Here is an 18,948-nt window from a genome sequence, read left to right as displayed (position 1 = left end):
TTAGCTGCGGATTCCTTTTCCACGCTCTAGCATCGTCAACGCAATACCAAACAGTACAACAATGAAGGCAAAAATCGCTGCAAGCGCCCAGCCAACAGGAATATCCGACACCCCCAAGAAGCCGTAGCGAAAAACGTTAACCATGTACAAAATCGGATTGAGCATGGAAACACCCTGCCAGAAGTCGGGCAGCATTGAGATAGAGTAAAACACGCCACCCAGATAGGTCAGCGGCGTGAGGATAAAGGTCGGCACGATGGAAATATCGTCGAACTTATTGGCCAGCAAGGCGTTGATAAAACCGCCAATAGAGAACAGCGCGGAGGTAAGCACAACGACCAACACCGTGAGCAGCGGGTGCTCCATGGTTAGCCGTGTAAAGAACAGCGAAACGACGGTCACAATCAGCCCAACGCCCAATCCACGCGCCATGCCGCCTAAAATAAAGCCGGATAAAATTACCCAGTTAGGCATCGGCGATACCATCATTTCTTCGATCGAGCGTTGGAACTTATTCGAGAAAAAACTCGACGCCACGTTGGAGTAGCTGTTGGTAATTACCGACATCATGATCAGTCCAGGGACGATAAAGTCCATGTAGCTGAAGCCGTCCATATCGCCAATCCGCGATCCAATTAGATTACCGAAGATGATGAAGTACATCGCCATGGTGATTGAGGGCGGCAGTAGCGTTTGCGGCCAAATCCGGGTAAAACGCTTGATCTCTTTTAGCACTAAGGTCCAGAGCGCGATGAGTGTTTGGCTGAAATTCATGCACGCACCTCCCCAGCTTCATCACTCGTACTTGCAGCGCGCTGATCAATCGCTCCTTGGCCACTGCCTTCCACCATCGACACAAACATCTCCTCAAGACGGTTGGCCCGATTACGCATGGAAACCACCTGCACGCCCTGCTCGCTCAACGCATTGAAAACGTCGTTCAAGCGCTGGCCACGATGCACCAATAGAGAAAGTTGAGTCGGCTCCAACTGATGTAGCTCAAAACCTTCAACACGCGGTACTTCAGCGACTGGCTCAGCCAAGTCAATCAGGAAGGTCTCGGTATCAAGCTCAGCCAGTAGCTCACGCACACTGGTATTGCGGACAATATCGCCATTATTGATAATCGCCACATTGCGGCACAGGCTCTCGGCCTCTTCCAAGTAGTGTGTCGTCAGGATGATGGTGGTGCCTTCATCCTGATTAATTCGCCGCATGTACTCCCACATACTGCGCCGCAGTTCGATATCCACGCCCGCCGTCGGCTCATCCAGAATCAGTAGTTTGGGGCGGTGCATCAGCGCCCGAGCGATCATCAGGCGGCGCTTCATCCCGCCAGAGAGCATGCGTGCGCTGCCGTTACGTTTTTCCCACAGTCCCAGATCGGTCAGCAGCTGTTGCGCGCGGGGCAAGGCCTCGCGGCTGGTCATACCGTAATAGCCCGCCTGGGCCAGCACGATATCGAGTACTTTTTCAAACTGGTTGAAATTGAACTCCTGGGGAACGACGCCCAACTGGTATTTCGCCTTGGCGAAGTCTTTATCAACATCGATGCCAAAAATGGAGACCTTGCCCGCTGTTTTTTGCACCAGCGAGCAGACCACCCCCAAGGTGGTGGATTTACCGGCGCCATTCGGTCCCAGCAGAGCAAAAAAATCGCCCTGCTGGACGTCGAGATCAATACCTTTGAGCGCCTGAAAACCGTTGCCATACACTTTGGTAAGGCCACGGATCGACAATGCCGGTTCGGCCATGAATATGTCCTGTCAGCAAAATAAGAAGAGAAGGTAAAACATTAGGGCGCAAACAACTTTTTTCAAGGCGGCAAAGACCACCGAACGTCAGACGCGCAAACAGTGACACCTAGCAATTAGCTAACGTGTCAAAAAATAGGGGAGAAACAAATGAAATCTAAAAGCGCTTGGAGCGGGAAAGGAGATTCGAACTCCCGACCCTCGCCTTGGCAAGGCGATGCTCTACCACTGAGCTATTCCCGCAACGCAAACAAAACTGCTATTACTACTAGATGGCGTCCCATAGGGGGTTCGAACCCCTGTTACCGCCGTGAAAGGGCGGTGTCCTAGGCCACTAGACGAATGGGACTATATATCGAAACTGGAGCGGGAAAGGAGATTCGAACTCCCGACCCTCGCCTTGGCAAGGCGATGCTCTACCACTGAGCTATTCCCGCTTATAGAGTTCTTGCTATCTAACTCTTAGACTATCGGAAGTGGCGTCCCATAGGGGGTTCGAACCCCTGTTACCGCCGTGAAAGGGCGGTGTCCTAGACCACTAGACGAATGGGACGTGTGGAGCGGGAAAGGAGATTCGAACTCCCGACCCTCGCCTTGGCAAGGCGATGCTCTACCACTGAGCTATTCCCGCATTCCGATAAACCTGACGACCGCTTATCTTAAAAGAACCTAGACCTTAAAACCTAGCTTTCAAAAATAAGTGGCGTCCCATAGGGGGTTCGAACCCCTGTTACCGCCGTGAAAGGGCGGTGTCCTAGACCACTAGACGAATGGGACGTTGCAATGCCTCGTCGAGGTGGCGCGTATGTTACTCAGGCCTTATAGAGCTGTCAAGCTCTCTGCCACCATCAAGCTAACCGGCCTGCTTTCAATCATCTACACGCCCGCGCAGTCGCGATAGAGAACGCTATGAAGTGCAAACTAAGAATGAGGTGTACTGTGTACTTATCCGCCGTCAGTTTCTCATCACACCAACCGCTTCCTCCACCGCGGGGCTGGTAATAGGCGCGCCATACATTGCTGGTGTGCAGTCTTTTTAAAATTTCAACTGTTTGCACTGCACGGAAATTGGGCTTTCTCATACGCTGAACTTGGGCAGGTGGCTAGCTGTCACTTACACAAATGATAAGCTAGTCTGCCTAATAAGCCTCTGAATGATTGAAACCAGAGGGAAAGGAGAACCCCATGGCGAAAATAGAAAAATCCCCTGACGAGTGGCAACAGCAGCTAACCCCGGAGCAGTACCGGGTAGCGCGTGAGAAAGGTACCGAGCGGCCTTTCACCGGTGACTATCAGGTGCGCGATGCTCAGGGTATTTACCACTGCGTCTGCTGTCATGCACCGCTGTTCGAAAACGAGCATAAGTTTGACGCCGGCTGCGGCTGGCCAAGCTTCGACCGGCCGCTGGGCACCCGCTGTGTGGAGGAGCATACTGATACTACACACGGTATGCAGCGCACCGAAGTAGTCTGCTCCCACTGCGATGCCCACCTGGGTCACGTCTTCCCCGATGGGCCGCCGGAGACCACCGGCTTACGCTACTGCATTAACTCTGTGTCACTGGAATTCCACCCTGACGAGTAATCTCCGCTAAATCCTCGCAAGGAAATCCGGCAAGGCGGGCAGCTTCTGCTAGAATGGCTGCCCGCTTTTTTTGTGCCGCTATTTTTGTGCTTGTAGGAGAGATCCATGCTCGGCTGGTTTCCAGGACATATGAACAAGGCCCGCCGCCAGATTGCGGAGGTGCTGCCAGAGATCGATGTCGTGATCGAGGTACTCGACGCGCGTCTGCCCTACTCTAGCGCTAATCCCATGTTGGCCGAGCTGACCCGCCATAAGCCGGTGTTGAAAATACTCTCCCGCGCCGATCTCGCTGACCCCGAGCGAACAGCCGAGTGGGTGGCTTATTTCGATGCGCAGGAAAATATGCGCGCCCTGGCGGTCACCACCACCAATACCCGTGAGCTAAAGAAAATCCCCAAACTTTGTCATGAGCTGGCCGGAGCCGTGCGCGCAGATCGCGATGTACGCGTGATGGTGATGGGCATACCCAATGTCGGAAAATCCACGCTGATTAACGGCCTTGCTGGGCGAAAAATCGCCAAAACCGGCAACGAGCCAGCGGTGACCAAGCGTCAGCAAAAGGTGCGTATTGATGGCCGCGTCGCGCTAACCGACACTCCTGGGGTACTGTGGCCAAAAATTGAAGATCAGGCCAGCGCCTATCGTCTTGCGGCTACCGGCGCTATTCGCGATACCGCTATTGAGTATGCCGATGTGGCGATTGTGACCAGCGCGGAGCTGGCCAAGCGCTACCCAGACGCACTGAGTACGCGCTATAAACTCAAAGAGCTACCGCCCTACGCTGCTCCGAACATCCCCCACGATATTGATGCGGATGGCCCCAAAAAACCCGATTTTCTTGCCATTGCTGGCTTCGACGGCAACGCCATTTTGAAAGATATTGCCGCGCGCCGTGGCGGCCTGCGCCCTGGCGGCGCGGTGGATCTGCATCGCGGCGCGGAAGTGCTGCTTCACGAACTACGCGATGGCAAGCTGGGCAGGCTAACGCTGGAGACCCCCGCCGACATTCCGCCACCGCCCATGCAAAACGACGAAGACAATCAGGTACTTCCCGACGCATAATGACCTAATAGTCCTATCGCCGATAACGGCCTGTGGGCGCTGCTTTTTAAAGCTCTGGTTTTTTGATACGCATGTTGTTGGACACTTTTGGGCCGCTAGCCACTTTTTTGGACAGACACCTCATGGATACCCCGCAGTCGCACGAATCACAACCGCTGAAGAAATCTCATAAACTGCACAATGTCTGCTACGACATTCGCGGCCCGGTACTCGACCATGCCAAGCGCCTGGAAGAGGAGGGCCAGCGAATTCTCAAGCTGAACATCGGCAACCCCGCGCCGTTTGGCTTTGAGGCACCGGAAGAGATTCTCCAGGATGTGATGCGCAACCTGCCCACCGCCCAGGGCTACTGCGACTCCAAGGGCCTCTACTCCGCACGCAAGGCGATTATGCAGGAGTGCCAGCGCAAGCAGATCCCCGGCGTTGGTATTGAGGACATCTTCATCGGCAACGGTGTCTCAGAACTGATTGTGATGGCCATGCAGGCGCTGCTCAACGAAGGCGATGAAGTGCTCATTCCCGCGCCGGACTACCCGCTATGGACAGCGGCCGCCCACCTTTCCGGTGGCCATGCGGTGCATTACCTGTGCGACGAGCAGGCAGACTGGACGCCCGACATGGCGGATATTCGCGCCAAGATCACCAGCCACACCCGGGCCATTGTGCTGATCAACCCCAATAACCCCACCGGTGCGGTGTATCCGCCTGCCGTGGTTAAAGAGGTGCTGGCGATCGCCAAGCAGCACAACCTGGTGGTGTTTTCTGACGAGATCTACGACAAAATTCTGTATGACGGCGTCGAGCACACTGCCACAGGCGCGCTGGCTGACGATGACCAGTTAGTGATTACCATGAACGGCCTCTCCAAAAGCTACCGCTGCGCCGGCTTCCGTTCGGGCTGGATGATCATTTCCGGCACGCTGGCCAAGGTAAACGCTCAGGACTACATCCAGGGGCTGAACATGCTGGCCTCTATGCGGCTATGTGCCAACGTGCCCGCCCAGCACGCGATTCAAACCGCTCTGGGGGGTTATCAGTCGATCAATGACCTGATTCTGCCCGGCGGACGGCTGCTGGCCCAGCGTGATATCACGGTTGAGAAGCTTAATGCGATCCCCGGCGTCTCCTGCGTGAAGCCCAAAGGCGCGCTCTACGCGTTTCCGCGTCTCGACCCTAAAGTGTTCAATATCAGAGACGATCAGCAGATGGTGTTGGATTTACTGCTGCAGGAAAAAATATTGCTGGTGCAGGGCACGGCCTTTAACTGGCCAGAACCCGACCATGTGCGCATTGTGACGCTGCCCTGGGCAGACCAGCTTGGCGATGCACTCGACCGCTTTGCCAATTTCTTATCGCGCTATCGGCAGTAAGCCTGGATAACTTAAACACCGCCATGACTTGAAACTGCCATGAACAGTACGTATCTAAGCCATTACTCTAGCCATGCCTCGACAAGCTTTTAGGGAGAATCTGCACCATGATGCGAATTTTGCTGTTTCTAGGCACCAATATAGCGGTCTTGCTGGTCGCCAGTATTACGCTGCGCCTGCTCGGCGTAGAGGGTTACCTGCGCGGCCAGGGGATCAACTTCACCAGCCTGTTGATTTTCTGCTTTATCTTCGGCATGGCGGGCTCGATTATCTCGCTATTCATTTCCAAATGGATGGCCAAGCGCAGCACCGGCACGGTGATTATCGAAACGCCCTCCAACGCCACCGAGCAGTGGCTGCTGGATACCGTTGCGGAGCTTTCCCGTGAAGCGGGCATCAAAACGCCGGAAGTGGGTATTTTCCCCGCCCAACAGTCCAACGCTTTTGCTACGGGCTGGAACAAAGATGATGCGTTAGTAGCTGTTTCGGCTGGCTTAATGAACCGTATGCGCCCGGAAGAAGTGCGCGCGGTTTTAGCCCACGAGATTGGCCACGTCGCTAACGGCGATATGGTAACGCTGGCGCTGATTCAAGGCGTGGTGAACACCTTTGTCATGTTCTTTGCCCGAGTAGTGGCGCACCTAGTGGATAACTTCCTGCGCAGCCGCAGCGAAGGCGGTGGCGGCCTGGGCTTTATGGGCTACTTCGCAGTGGTGATGGTTGCGGAGATTGTATTTGGACTTTTGGCCTCGGCCATCGTTGCCTGGTTCTCGCGCTACCGCGAATACCGGGCCGACGAAGCAGGCGCCCGTCTAGCAGGCACCAACGCCATGGTCAGCGCGCTGGCGCGTTTGAAAACCGAAACCGAAATGCCCGACCAAATGCCCGACACGCTACGCGCCATGGCCATCACCAAAGGCCAAACCCGCTCGCTGGTGGAAAAACTATTTGCCAGCCACCCGCCGCTGGATGAGCGCATCCGCGCGCTGAAAGAAGCCGCTTATCGTCAGTAAGTGTTTGCAACGACCCTAAACGTTTAAGGCCCGCATTTGCGGGCCTTACTGTTTTTGGCTATCTAGTTTTAGCTACCTGGTTTTAGCTACGCTGCTAGCGTTACCGCAAACCCGGCCCCACGCAATAATCTCTCCAGTGCGACAGCTTCCCCTGATAGCTGGACTTGGAGGGTGGCGAATTCGCGGCGTAGCGGGTAGTTGGCACGGCAATCATCAAACCCTTTGCGCATGCCGTGATGTAGCGTTTGGCGCTGTAGCGCATCGTGGTCGCGGCGCACATCATACGCGGCACGCATGCACAGCCGCAGGGCGTCTTCCGGGGGCAGCGCGTGCTGCAAATGCAGCGACGCGAGTGCGGGAGGTGGGCAAATATCGGCAAACGTTAGCTCGCTGGGCTGGTCACAGTGGCGGGCCAGCGCTTGCTGAATCATCCAGGTGCCACGCAGTTTGCCATCCAGGCTATGCCCGGCAATATGCGGTGTTGCCAACGACACCAGATCACGCAGGCCTGCGTCGATATCCGGCTCCCTTTCCCAAACGTCTAAAATTGCACTGATATCGCCCTTGCCCGCCAATCGGCTACGCAGCGCAAGGCCATCTACACAGTCGCCCCGCCCAGCATTGAGCAGCACGCTGCCCGGTGCCAGCTCTTCGATACGCTGGGCATTGAGCAGTTGATAGGTAGAGTGAGGGCCTTCGTGGGTCAGCGGCATATGCAGGCAGAGCACATCACAGCGCTCAAGGAGGACGTCTAGAGAGTAAAACCCTCCCTCTTCCTCCTCTTCAGCCCGGGGCGGGTCACAGGCCAGCGTTGCTACGCCCATGGCGGTTAGCCGTGACTGCAGCCGGCTGCCCACATTGCCTGCTCCCACAATGCCCACGGTACGCTCGCTAAGCAGCCAGTCATCGCGCTCTGCCAGCGTCAGCAGGCTGCTGAGTACGTAGTCCACCACCGCTTCGGCGTTGCAGCCTGGAGCGCTGGCGAAGGCGATATCGCGCTTAGCGAGCGCCGCCTGATCGATATGATCGGTACCGATGGTGCAGGTGCCAATAAAGCGCACGGGGCTATCGGCAAGCAATGTATCGTTGACTTGGGTAATGGAGCGCACAATCAGCGCGTCAGCAGCGTGAAGATGAGCGGCGCTTATCTCACGCCCTGGCACGCGGGTTAGCGTCCCTAAGGAGCCAAAGCAGGCGTCCGCAGCGGGGATGTTGGCGTCGATGACAAGTTTCATAGGCGTTTGAGTATCCGGGCTTTACAATACGCCCGCGACGGCTGATGGGCAGGCGTGTTTACAGGCTATTTTATAAAGGCTATTTAAGGAGAATGTTGTGATCGTACGCTGGGAAACCAACCATGACTATGTGTTGGTTCATATTCACCAGGATATGTTTGGTGACTGGATTTTCAGCCGCGCCTGGGGCCAAATCGGCACGCAGTTTGGCGGCCTAAAACATCAGCTAGCCGATACGCTGGATCAAGCCCATATGTGGCTGGAGGATGAGACCACCATCCAGTCTTCGCGGGGATTTCGCAAAGTGCTGGAAGTGGCCGATCACACCCCAGAAGGCCAGGAAGCCATGCGTCAGCTCTCGCTGCTGGACGTGCTTTAGCCACCACATTTAGCCAGGCATTTTTTTAGCCTAGGAAACGCCGCCCGTCACGCTCATGGGCGCCTTTGGGCGGTGTGGACTCTGGCGGCGCTGTGAATGCCGACAGCGCGGCTTCATCCAACCAACCGCGCTCGCGCAGCCAAGCGCTTAAGCGTTCCAGCTCAAAGCCCCGATCCAGCTCCTTACCTTCACTATCGACCAGCACCGGGATGCGCATGCCGTAGCGCTCCACCAACACATCATCGTCGCTAATTTCGATGTGGTGCAGCCAGACTTTTTGATTCGCCAATCTAGCCACCAGTGACTCTAATTGTGAGCAAAGGTGGCAGCCCATCGTTGTGTAAAGCGATAGCTGAATCATGCTGAAGCTCTCTCCATGCTAGCTCTCTTATGACACCTTATGACGAAGTAGGAATACGTGGTGTAAGTTGGTGCGCCGCTGGAAATCGGGGTCGAAGCTGCGCCCGGTAATGTCCTCTACCGCAAATTGCTCGCTAAGCGCCTCGTCCAGTTTAAAACGCCGCTGGTTATTAGAAAACACCAAGGCCCCCCCGGGTGCCAAACGCGCCATGGCGAGTTCGACTAGGCGCGGATGGTCACGCTGCACGTCGAGTGTATCGCGCATTTTCTTGGAGTTAGAAAATGTCGGCGGATCCATAAAGATCAAGTCGAACTCAGCATTGGCGGTTTCCAGCCAGCGGAAGCAGTCGTCACGCACTACCCGGTGCAATCGAGTATCGAGTTTATTCAACGCAAAGTTGTCCTTGGCCCACTCCAGGTAGGTGTTGGACATATCCACGCTAACGCTGTCGCTGGCACCGCCTAACGCCGCTTGCACCGTCGCCGTGGCGGTGTAACAGAACAGGTTTAAAAAGCGCTTACCGCTGGCCATCTCGCCCAGCATGCGCCGCACCGGGCGGTGGTCAAGAAACAGCCCAGTATCCAAGTAGTCACGCAGGTTGACCCATAGCCGTGCCTCGCCCTCCTGCACCTCAAAACGCTCGCCGCTAGCGGCGCGCTTCTGGTATTGGGCGCTGCCTGTTTGGCGTTCACGGCGTTTGATATAGATCTTGCTGGCGTCAACATTGAGCGCTTCGGGCATGACTTCCAAGGCATCGTATAAGCGCTTTTGCGCCTGAGCCGGGTTGATCGAGCTGGGGGCTGCATACTCCTGTACGTGCACGCGGTCACCGTAGCGGTCTACCGCCAGGGCGTACTCGGGCATATCGGCGTCGTAGACGCGGTAGCTGGTCTCCCCGCTCTGTTTAAGCCATTTTTTCAGTCGCTTCTGATTTTTGATCAGCCTGTTGGCAAACATCTGGGCGTTGTCTGAGCCTTTAGAGGCTGATGCTTGAGGCGTTTCTGGGCGATCTTCCGTCGTCGGTTCAGCGCCATTTTCAGCGCTGGCCTGGGGCTTGTCGCTAGCCACAGGCGAATGCTCGGCATCACCAATCTCCATTAGCAGCAGCTTGGCCTCCAATGCGCCGTTTTTGAGCGCGTACTGTTTGTGCGCGCGCATCCCCAGCCGGTGGCCGAGATCCGGATTGCCGGTAAATACCGCCAGTGTCCAGCCGGGGAACAGCGCTTTGGCCTTCTCACCCAGTTGGGCATAGAGACGCACCAGCTCCGGCAACTCGCCCAAGCGCTCGCCGTAAGGAGGATTGGTAATCAGCAGGCCGCTTTCAGCGGTGAGCGTTTCTGGCCGGGAAAGCTGGGCAAGGCTCTGCCCATGCAGGGTAATCAAAGCAGGGATGCCTGCGCGCATGGCATTGGCTTTCGCCGCGGAGAGCGCCGCCGGGCTCTGGTCGAAGCCGAGTAATTGAGCCTTGCAGCGCTTGCGGCCAATCGACGCACGCGCTTCGGCTTCACGCTTCTGTTCACGCCACGCGGCATCATCGTGCCCTGCCCAGCCGTGAAAACCGAATCGTTCACGGTTAAGGTTAGGCGCCTGGTCAGCGGCCATCATGGCGGCTTCGATCAGCAGCGTACCTGCACCGCACAGCGGGTCGATCAGCGGCTCACCGGCTTTCAAGCGCTCGGGCCAGCCCGCACGCACCAACAACGCTGCGGCTAAATTCTCTTTTAGTGGCGCATGGCCAACATCACGGCGATAGCCGCGGCGATGCAGACTCTCACCCGAGAGATCCAGGCCAATGGTTAAGTTCATCCGGTGCAGGTGGGCGTAGATGCGCAAATGCGGGGTTTTGGTATCGACGTTGGGGCGCTCTTGCCCCGCCAATTGAAGCGCATCGACGATACCATCCTTGACGGTTTGGGCACCAAAGCGAGTGTGGCGAATATGCTCGCTGCGGCCGTGGAAATCTACCGCCAGCGTGTTACCCGGGGCCAGGTGTTGCGTCCAGGCAATGCGGGCGACGACATCGCGCACCTGTTCGGCGGTGTCGATCATCGATTCGCGCACCAGGGTTAAAATCACCCGGTTGGCCAATCGCGACCACAAGCATACGCGGTAGGCGATGGCTTGACTGGCGGTGAAGTACACCCCAGCCACCGTGGTTTTGCCCGGCGTGGCGCCCAGCGCGATGAGTTCATCGTAGAGCAGGCCTTCGATGCCTTTGGGGCAGGTGGCAAGCAACTGTAGGGGAGCGGTTTGGTTCGACTCGATCATGATGATAGCGGCGCTTAAAGGCGCGATATTCCTGTATATAACAAATGAGTTTACGTTTTATGACAAATTGGTAGTCGACAGATGACCCCATCATGGTCTAACAATAAGAGAGTAGCTACTGAAAAACGCATGCGTTGCCTGTCAGGGCCGGGTTCAAAACTCGGCTTATGATTTGAAAGAGATCGCCGCTCGACCCGTTCAGCTCGTGAGTGCTAGACATTTGAGTTGAAGCGGCATCTCGCTCTTGAAGCAAGCTCTCGGAATAATGGTGTTTTCGAACCTATTCTATGAAACATATTCTGTGAATAGTGTCGTCAACACCCTATTTCTTATCAAAGGCTTTCGTGAAAAGAGGTTAGCCAATGAAACGGCAAAAACGTGATCGCTTCCAGCGGGCTTATGTCCACGGTTACAAAGCGGGTGTATCGGGTCGTTCTCGTGATGATTGTCCCAGTCAAGATATCAATTTACGCGAATACTGGATGAGCGGTTGGCGTGAAGGTCGCGGCGACCAGTGGGATGGGATGACCGGCATCTCGGGCATTCATAAAAACCCCTTAGTCATGGCCTAACGTTTTATTTTTCAATGTTTTAAAGAAATATTTTAAACGCGAGGTTTTCAGTGAGCCCACTTTTTTAAGTGGGCTTTTTAGTTGCTTTCAAAGCCCTGGCGCACTCGCCTACGAGCTTCGGCCCCTGGTAGATCAAACCTGAGTAGAGCTGGACTAAATCCGCGCCAGCGGCGATCTTGGCCTGGGCTGCAGCGGCGCTATCGATACCGCCTACGCCAATAATCGGAAGCCGGGGGAGATGTTCACGCAGTTGGCGAATCACGCCGTTCGATGCCTCGAAGACCGGCTTACCTGACAAGCCACCCGCCTCCTCCGCTTGAGGGTCGCCCTGCACGGCTTCACGGGAAACCGTGGTGTTGGTGGCAATCACCCCATCAAGGTGGTTGCGTTCAATACTGGCTGCCATCAGCGCTACTTCTTCAGCGCTCATATCCGGGGCGATCTTAATCAGCAGCGGCACTTTGCGGCCCGTTTGGGCATCAAGCTCCGTAGCGCGGGCGCGAATAGGTGCTAGCAGTGCGTCCAACTGCTCGCCAAACTGAAGGCTGCGCAGCCCTGGGGTGTTCGGTGACGAGACATTAACGGCAATGTAGTCGGCATAAGGGTGCACCGCGTCTAAACACACCAGGTAGTCATCCAGCGCCTGCTCTACCGAGGTAGTGAGGTTCTTACCAATATTGATGCCCACTATGCCGCCGTAGTGGCGCTGCTTAACCTGCTGAACCAGATGCTCCACCCCCTTATTGTTAAAACCAAAGCGGTTGATGATCGCCTCATGCTGCGCCAAGCGAAACAGCCGGGGCTTGGGGTTGCCCGGCTGGGGTTTAGGCGTGACGGTACCCACTTCGACAAAACCAAAGCCCAGCGCGCCCAGGGCATCCAGGTGGTCGGCGTTCTTGTCTAACCCGGCGGCTAACCCCACCCGATTGGCAAACCGCAGCCCCATCAGCTCTACGGGGTCATTGACCGGCTGGCCAAATAGCCGTGCTACACCGCCCACGCGATGCAGTGTCTCCAGCGCGCTTAGCGCCATGCCGTGGGACCTTTCTGGATCAACGCGAAAGAATAGCGAGCGGGCAAGGTTGTACATAGCGGGTCTCTAAAAGCGGGGCCGAACGTGGCGCGTGGCTGAAAACGGACCCCAGTATAACGCAATAAAGCGCGCCCCGGTGGTGAACCAGAGCACGCTTTAACCCGTTAGCAACACTTTATTGAGTGGAATGACTCAGTAAATCTACGCCTCGCTATCGCTTTCAGCGAGATCCACCAGCTCGCGTACCGCAACGGCGAATAGCGCAAAGCCGACTTCACTGCCGCCACGCACCTCTTCAATGAGACGACACCAGCGACGGTGAAGGTCAGCGTGTTGATCCAACCACTGCGCCACCCGCTCCTGGGTATCGCGGCTTCCCGCGTCGAGCTTCAGCACGCTAGTGGTCAGCGCCAGTTGCTGCCGCTCGATATCGTCGCGGAAGGTTTCCCGCGCCTGAGCTTGCCAAACATCGCGCACTTCCAGCTGGGTTACCTGCTGAATCATCCAAGGCAGTTCCAGACGGCTACCAATCTCGTAAAGCACCTCCGCGACTCGCTGTGGTTTTTCATTGGTTAGGCGGGCCGCTTGAATGATGCCTAGCCCGGCGTAGAGGCTTGAAGAGGCCGCCACGGTGGACGCCAGTGCATCCGGCACGCCCGCTTCAACCAACTCATCACGACGCTTGTTCCACGCGTCGAGCTCCTCACCGCTAAGCAGCTCACCAATGCTTTCCTGCAACTGCGCCAAGCGCGGGGCGAAGTACTCGATAGCATCATGGGTCGTGAGCCCCAAGTGCTGACGCACAAACCAGCGTGTAGCACGGCGAATCATGCGCATCAGATCCAGCATCATTGAGGTCTGAATGCGGTTCGGCACCTGATTATCAAGCGCTTCAATTTGCGCCCATAGGCTGGGCAGGTTAAAGCTGTCACGCGCCACGATATAGCCGCGAGCAATATCGGCGCGCCCTGCGCCGGTGGAGTCCATTAGGCGACGTACAAAAACGATGCCCATGTGGTCAACCAGGTCGTTGGCGACTTGGGTCGCAACGATTTCACGCTTAAGACGGTGCTCGTACATTTCGTCTTTGAAGCGCTCAACCAGCACCGATGGGAATAGCCGCTCCAGATGGCGGTGAATATACTGATCGTCCGGCACGTCAGAGGCGATCAAGTCGCCTTTTAGGGTGCTTTTGGCGTAGGAGATCAGTACAGAAAGCTCCGGTAGGCGCATGCCTTGGCCACTGCTGGAACGCTCTTTAAGCATGTCATCCGTGGGCAGGAACTCGAGCTCGCGATCAATCTGCCCAGCGGCTTCAAGCTCGCTGATAAAGCGGCGGTACGGGCCCAGCGACTGATTGGAGAGAATAGCCGAAAGATCCAGTGCCTGACTTTGACGATAATTATCCAGAATTACCAGTTCTGAGACCTCATCTGTCATCTCCGCCAGCAACTCATTACGCTGCTTGTCAGTCATATCGCCGCGCTTGACCACTTCATCGATCAAGATTTTGATATTGACCTCGTGATCAGAGCAGTTCACACCACCGGCGTTATCAATGAAGTCGGTGTAAACCCGCACGCCTTTGGCGGCAGCTTCCATCCGTCCGCGCTGAGTCAAACCGAGGTTACCGCCCTCGCCGACCACACGGCAATTTAAGTCGTTGCCATTGATACGCAGGGTATCGTTGGCTTTGTCGCCCACGTCAGCATCGGTTTCGTCAGAGCTTTTCACGTAAGTACCGATACCGCCGTTCCAGATCAAATCCACCTTGGATTTGAGCATGGCGCGGATCAGCTCATTAGGCGACAGGCGCTCTTCCTTGATACCAAACACCTGCTGCATTTCCGGCGTGATGACAATCGACTTAGCGCTGCGGCTAAAGATGCCGCCGCCTGCGGAGATCAGTTCCTGGCTGTAGTCTTCCCAACTGGAACGTGGCATTTCGAACAGCCGCTTACGCTCGGCAAAGGAGGCCTCGGCATCCGGATTGGGATCGATAAAAATATGCAGATGGTTGAAGGCACCCACCAGCTCGATCTTGTCGGAGAGTAGCATGCCGTTACCGAACACATCGCCGGCCATATCGCCAATCCCGACGACGCTAAACAAGTCGCGCTGAGTGTCGAGATCAAGATTTTTGAAGTGCCGTTTGACTGACTCCCAGGCGCCCCTAGCGGTGATGCCCATTTTCTTATGGTCATAGCCGTTGGCCCCGCCGGAGGCAAAGGCATCGCCTAACCAGTGGCCATACTCGATAGAAATTTCGTTGGCAATATCCGAGAAGGTAGCGGTGCCTTTATCAGCGGCCACCACCAGATAGGCGTCGTCTTCATCGTGGCGCACAACGTTCTCGGGCGGCACTACGTCACCACCCACTAAGTTGTCGGTCACATCTAGCAGCGCACGAATAAAGATTTGATAACAGGCGATGCCCTCTTTCTGTACCACGTCGCGGCTAGCACTCTCTGGCATGCGTTTGCATACAAAACCGCCTTTGGCTCCCACCGGGACGATAACGGCGTTCTTAACCTGCTGCGCTTTCACCAAGCCCAGCACTTCGGTGCGGTAATCTTCGAAGCGGTCTGACCAACGCAGGCCACCGCGCGCCACTTTACCGCCGCGCAGGTGCACGCCTTCGACACGTGGCGAGCAGACAAAAATCTCGAACATCGGCCGTGGCTTGGGCATGCCAGTGACTTTGGAAGGCTCAAGCTTATAAGCGATATAGTCTTTAAAGCGCCCACCCTCGCCGAGCTGGTAATAGTTGGTACGCAGCGTAGCGAGAATCAGCTCCATAAAGCGACGCAGCAGTTGGTCGTCATTGAGGCTGGCAACCCCCTCCAGCCGCTCGTTTATACTCGCAATGCAGCCGTCAGTAGCATGATCCTGGTGCTCTGGATCAAAGCGCAGGCAGAATAGCTCAACCAATTCACGCGTAATGGCCGGGTAGTTGGCCAGCGTGGCGGCAATATAGTCCTGAGACATCCCGAAGCGGATCTGTTTGAGATAGCGAGCGTAGCCGCGCAGCATGGCCACTTCGCGCCAATCCAGCCCTGCACCGATAATTAGCCGATTGAAGGCGTCATTGTCGGCTTCGCCGGTCCAAATGCGCTTAAAGGCTTCGGTGAACACATCGCGCATATCAGCCAAGCTGACATCTTTGCCGCCGTGTTCAAGCTCAAAATCGTGTATCCAGTAGCGCTGCTCTGTGGCATTAACATCGTAGGGGCGCTCACCAAGCACGCGCAGTCCTAGATTCTCCATCATCGGCAGCACGTCGGAGAGAGGAATCTGTGAGCCGCGGTGGAACAGTTTCAGATTCACACCGCCGCCCTGCTCTTCCAGTGGGCGGTAGAGCGACAGCGATAAGTCGTCACCGTTATTCAGCGTCAGCAAGTGCTGAACATCAAACACCGCAGTACGCGCGGAAAAATCTTCCCGATAGCTGGCTGAGAATGCCTCGCGGAATTCATCCATTAGGCTGTTAGCGCGCTCTTCACCGAAACCCTCGATCATCGCGCTCTGCAGCTCGTCGCGCCAACTGCGCGCTAGCCGCGCCACTTTGCTCTCCAGGCGCTTTAGATCGTAGTCGCTGGGGGCTTCACCGTTAAAGCGCAGAATCAGTTGAATACGCGCCAGCACCGATTCAGATAAGTAGGTGTTGAAGTCGCCAAAGTGGGCATCTAACTCATCGCACAGCACGTTTTGGATACGCTGGCGTAGATCTGTGGAGAACACGTCGCGAGGCACAAACACCAGGCAGGAATAGAACTTGCCGCTGATATCGGCGCGAATAAACAGCCGCACCTGGCGGCGCTCACGGATATTGAGAATGCCCAGCGCCGTACTCGCCAGTGACTCGGTATCGATCTGGAACAGGTCATCGCGGGGGTAAACTTCCAGCACCTGGAGAAGCTGCTTACCGTTATGGCCCTGGGGATTAAACCCAGCGATGTCCATCACCGCTTTAAGCTTGCGGCGCAGCAGTGGAATATTACGCGGCGACTCGTTATACACGGTGGAGGTAAATAGACCGAAGAAGCGTCGCTCACCAATCACATTGCCATCGTCGTCGTAGCGATCAACGGTGATGTAATCGGGATACGTCGGGCGATGAACTCGGGAGTGGTGGGCGCTCTTGGCAAACGACAGCAACTGCGGCACCAGCACATATTCGTCGTGCTCATCCACGCCCTCTTCGGTGCGAATGCGCTCACAGTAGCGCGGCTGGTCAAGGCGGAACACGCCTAATACGCTATCGTTATCGCGCTGCAATTTGCTGCTTTCCAGCAGGTATTCGTCGTAGCCTAGGAAGGTGAAATTATCTTTGAGCATCCACTCTAGGAAGGCTATCGCCTCTTCGTGGTCGTCCGGGTCGATTTGCGGCGGGCAGTTTTTCTCGAGTTCCTGAATCGACGCGGTAATTTGCGCGCACATGGCGTCGTAATCGACCACGGCGGTGCGCACATCACGAAGCACGTCATTGAGATTGCTTTCGATTTTCTCAAGCAAGGCCGCATCGGTGTGCCGGTCTACCTCAATCACAATCAGCGACTCGCGGGCGTCAGGTGCTTTTTCTGCTCTGGGCGAGGCCAACGCCTGCAGCTGGTGACGCTCATCGCGGGCGACCGCCAGCACGGCGTTTTGAATCGCGTGCACGGTCAAACCTCGGCGGTTGAGTTCGATACGCACCGAGTCGACCAGAAACGGCATATCTTCATGCAGAACGGCTACAAAGGTATGCGTTGATTGCCAGCCGTGCTCTTCAAAATCTGGGTTAAAAACGCGTACTTTGGGGCTTTGCGGGTCGTGGTGCTGCAAAAACTGCCAGATCGACAGCGTTGCGCCATACAGATCGTCAAGGCGACGATCAATCAAGTCCTCTACCGGCACGGTGGCGTAAAAGTGTCGAGCAAAGGCGTCAATGGTCGCGGCTCGAGTAGGCTCCAGGCGCGCATATAATCGTTCCTGAAGCTGCTTCAAAAGATCCTGACGACTCTCTTCAATCGCAACATAGTGCATCCATCACCTCGACTGCCTAGGCCGTTAAACGGCCAAAAAAACGAAGGACAATAGGCCGTTAGGCCAACATAGCAACTAGCTTACGCTACCTATCGTCGCGACCCTAATCACCTGACGTGTTAATCATGGCACATGCCGCTTATGCATCAGGTCTTATGCTGATTAGACTGCATGCCGCTGTAATAACACACCACACTCAAGATGATCAGTAAACGGGAACTGGTCAAACAGCGCAAAGCGCTCTATCCGATGCGTTTTGGTCAGTATCGTCAAATTTTCAGCCAATGTGGCCGGATTACATGAAATATAGACAATTTGAGCATACTCGCTGAGCAGTTCGCAGCTCTGCTCATCCAAACCGGCCCGCGGCGGGTCCACCAGCACAGTGGAAAAATCGTACGCTTCGAGCCCCATTTCTGCCACACGGCGCCCGGCTTTTTCACCTTTCAGCGCCAGCGAGAACTCCTCCGCTGACATGCGACCAATTTGCGCGTTCGTGACTCCGTTGGCTTCCAGATTGACGTTGGCACTGGCCACCGAGGTACGGGAAATTTCTGTGGCCAGTACGCGGCGGAAGTTATCGGCCAGAGCGATGGTAAAATTGCCATTCCCGCAGTAGAGCTCGACCAGGTCTTTCTTTAAGCCCTGATGCTGCTGGCTAGTGGTGACTTCCCGCGCCCAACTGAGCATTTTTTGGCAGATGTGCGCATTGGGCTGGGTAAAGCTATTTTCGACCTGCTGGTAGTGAAGCGTGCGGCCATCTACCTCGAGACGCTCCCAGACATGATCGCGGGTCAACACAATGCGCTGCTTACGGGAGCGGCCAATAATCATGATACCCAGCTCAGCTTCCAGCGCCCGCGCTTGTTGCTCCCACTCATCGCCAAGCGGGCGGTGATAGATTAGCGTTACCAGCGCTTCACCTGAAAGAGTGGTTAAAAACTCAACCTGAAACAGCTTTCGGCGCAGCTCATCAGATCTGAGAAAGGCCTCACGCAACTGCGGCATTAGTTGATTAATCCGCTCACTGGCTACCGCGTACTGGTCAAGCCGAATCACTCTCTTGTTCTTAGGATTTTCGGGGTCTACCTCGAACATGGCGTAAAAGAGGTCACTCTCTTCATGCCAAATGCGAAATTCGCAGCGCTGGCGGTAGTAGCCCGGCGGCGATTCAAATACTTCCAAATCCGGCGGCTGGAAAGCAGCAAAGGCACTCTCCAGATAGTCGCGTTTAGCGGCTAGCTGCTCAGCATAGCGTTCAGGTTCTACGACGGGAATTGCCAAGGCGGCTC

General features: G+C 55.9%; 14 protein-coding genes and 6 tRNA genes. 6 read left to right on the top strand and 14 right to left on the bottom strand.

Going from position 1 to position 18,948, the window contains the following annotated elements; translation table 11 throughout:
- From QT230_RS00880 to QT230_RS00845, 8 genes are all read right to left on the bottom strand, one after another.
- Nucleotides 1–774 carry an ABC transporter permease gene (locus tag QT230_RS00880; protein ID WP_308319602.1) on the bottom strand — a complete coding sequence of 258 codons (774 nt, stop codon included), beginning with the start codon at nucleotides 772–774 and terminating at the stop codon, nucleotides 1–3.
- Entirely contained in the window at nucleotides 771–1,754 is a 984-nt protein-coding gene (locus QT230_RS00875) for an ABC transporter ATP-binding protein (protein ID WP_308319601.1), read from the bottom strand. Before QT230_RS00875 ends, QT230_RS00880 begins: the two co-directional genes overlap by 4 nt.
- A gap of 168 nt (nucleotides 1,755–1,922) precedes the next feature.
- Nucleotides 1,923–1,997 (bottom strand) — tRNA-Gly (locus tag QT230_RS00870).
- 30 nt (nucleotides 1,998–2,027) lie between these two features.
- A tRNA-Glu gene (locus tag QT230_RS00865) sits at nucleotides 2,028–2,103 on the bottom strand.
- 13 nt (nucleotides 2,104–2,116) lie between these two features.
- Nucleotides 2,117–2,191, bottom strand: a tRNA-Gly gene (locus QT230_RS00860).
- Between the two features lie 40 nt (nucleotides 2,192–2,231).
- Nucleotides 2,232–2,307, bottom strand: a tRNA-Glu gene (locus tag QT230_RS00855).
- A 3-nt stretch (nucleotides 2,308–2,310) separates the two neighbouring features.
- Nucleotides 2,311–2,385: transfer RNA gene (locus QT230_RS00850), tRNA-Gly, on the bottom strand.
- Nucleotides 2,386–2,455: 70 nt separating this feature from the next.
- Nucleotides 2,456–2,531: transfer RNA gene (locus QT230_RS00845), tRNA-Glu, on the bottom strand.
- A 408-nt stretch (nucleotides 2,532–2,939) separates the two neighbouring features.
- On the opposite strand from QT230_RS00845, the gene msrB reads away from it, so the two are divergent.
- From msrB to htpX, 4 genes are all read left to right on the top strand, one after another.
- Nucleotides 2,940–3,338 carry a peptide-methionine (R)-S-oxide reductase MsrB gene (gene msrB / locus QT230_RS00840; RefSeq protein WP_064233948.1) on the top strand — a complete coding sequence of 133 codons (399 nt, stop codon included), beginning with the start codon at nucleotides 2,940–2,942 and terminating at the stop codon, nucleotides 3,336–3,338.
- A 105-nt stretch (nucleotides 3,339–3,443) separates the two neighbouring features.
- Entirely contained in the window at nucleotides 3,444–4,400 is a 957-nt protein-coding gene (gene ylqF / locus QT230_RS00835; protein WP_308319600.1) for a ribosome biogenesis GTPase YlqF, read from the top strand.
- Between the two features lie 122 nt (nucleotides 4,401–4,522).
- The gene (locus tag QT230_RS00830) at nucleotides 4,523–5,770 is read left to right on the top strand and encodes a pyridoxal phosphate-dependent aminotransferase (protein WP_308319599.1); all 1,248 of its coding nucleotides are present in this window, start codon (nucleotides 4,523–4,525) and stop codon (nucleotides 5,768–5,770) included.
- Nucleotides 5,771–5,877: 107 nt separating this feature from the next.
- A complete protein-coding gene (gene htpX / locus QT230_RS00825; RefSeq protein WP_308319598.1) occupies nucleotides 5,878–6,783 on the top strand; it encodes a protease HtpX in 906 nt (301 codons plus the stop codon).
- A gap of 86 nt (nucleotides 6,784–6,869) precedes the next feature.
- On the opposite strand, the gene pdxB is transcribed toward htpX, so the two are convergent.
- Nucleotides 6,870–8,018, bottom strand: coding sequence for a 4-phosphoerythronate dehydrogenase PdxB (pdxB, locus tag QT230_RS00820; protein WP_308319597.1), 1,149 nt, complete (start codon nucleotides 8,016–8,018; stop codon nucleotides 6,870–6,872).
- 97 nt (nucleotides 8,019–8,115) lie between these two features.
- Here pdxB and QT230_RS00815 point away from each other — a divergent pair, with 97 nt between their 5' ends.
- A complete protein-coding gene (locus QT230_RS00815; protein ID WP_071695775.1) occupies nucleotides 8,116–8,397 on the top strand; it encodes a hypothetical protein in 282 nt (93 codons plus the stop codon).
- Nucleotides 8,398–8,422: 25 nt separating this feature from the next.
- Here the strand turns inward: QT230_RS00815 and QT230_RS00810 are convergent, their stop codons facing one another.
- Complete coding sequence (locus QT230_RS00810; RefSeq protein ID WP_308319596.1) at nucleotides 8,423–8,758, bottom strand: glutaredoxin family protein; 336 nt, start codon at nucleotides 8,756–8,758, stop codon at nucleotides 8,423–8,425.
- A 27-nt stretch (nucleotides 8,759–8,785) separates the two neighbouring features.
- Complete coding sequence (gene rlmKL, locus QT230_RS00805; protein ID WP_308319595.1) at nucleotides 8,786–11,026, bottom strand: bifunctional 23S rRNA (guanine(2069)-N(7))-methyltransferase RlmK/23S rRNA (guanine(2445)-N(2))-methyltransferase RlmL; 2,241 nt, start codon at nucleotides 11,024–11,026, stop codon at nucleotides 8,786–8,788.
- A gap of 362 nt (nucleotides 11,027–11,388) precedes the next feature.
- Between rlmKL and rmf the strand changes: the two genes are divergently transcribed.
- The gene (rmf, locus tag QT230_RS00800; RefSeq protein ID WP_007111057.1) at nucleotides 11,389–11,598 is read left to right on the top strand and encodes a ribosome modulation factor; all 210 of its coding nucleotides are present in this window, start codon (nucleotides 11,389–11,391) and stop codon (nucleotides 11,596–11,598) included.
- Between the two features lie 64 nt (nucleotides 11,599–11,662).
- Here the strand turns inward: rmf and QT230_RS00795 are convergent, their stop codons facing one another.
- The 3 genes from QT230_RS00795 to trmA all read right to left on the bottom strand — a co-directional run bounded on the left by QT230_RS00795 (nucleotide 11,663) and on the right by trmA (nucleotide 18,940).
- Nucleotides 11,663–12,688, bottom strand: coding sequence for a quinone-dependent dihydroorotate dehydrogenase (locus tag QT230_RS00795; RefSeq protein ID WP_308319594.1), 1,026 nt, complete (start codon nucleotides 12,686–12,688; stop codon nucleotides 11,663–11,665).
- Nucleotides 12,689–12,832: 144 nt separating this feature from the next.
- The gene (locus QT230_RS00790; protein ID WP_308319593.1) at nucleotides 12,833–17,656 is read right to left on the bottom strand and encodes an NAD-glutamate dehydrogenase; all 4,824 of its coding nucleotides are present in this window, start codon (nucleotides 17,654–17,656) and stop codon (nucleotides 12,833–12,835) included.
- 162 nt (nucleotides 17,657–17,818) lie between these two features.
- The gene (gene trmA, locus QT230_RS00785; protein ID WP_308319592.1) at nucleotides 17,819–18,940 is read right to left on the bottom strand and encodes a tRNA (uridine(54)-C5)-methyltransferase TrmA; all 1,122 of its coding nucleotides are present in this window, start codon (nucleotides 18,938–18,940) and stop codon (nucleotides 17,819–17,821) included.
- Between the last annotated feature and the right edge of the window lie 8 nt (nucleotides 18,941–18,948).

It is taken from the genome of Halomonas sp. SpR8, assembly GCF_031010195.1.
Lineage (GTDB): Bacteria > Pseudomonadota > Gammaproteobacteria > Pseudomonadales > Halomonadaceae > Vreelandella.
The sequence above is the reverse complement of the archived record's forward strand: the minus strand, read 5'-3'. Positions and strand labels throughout refer to the sequence as shown.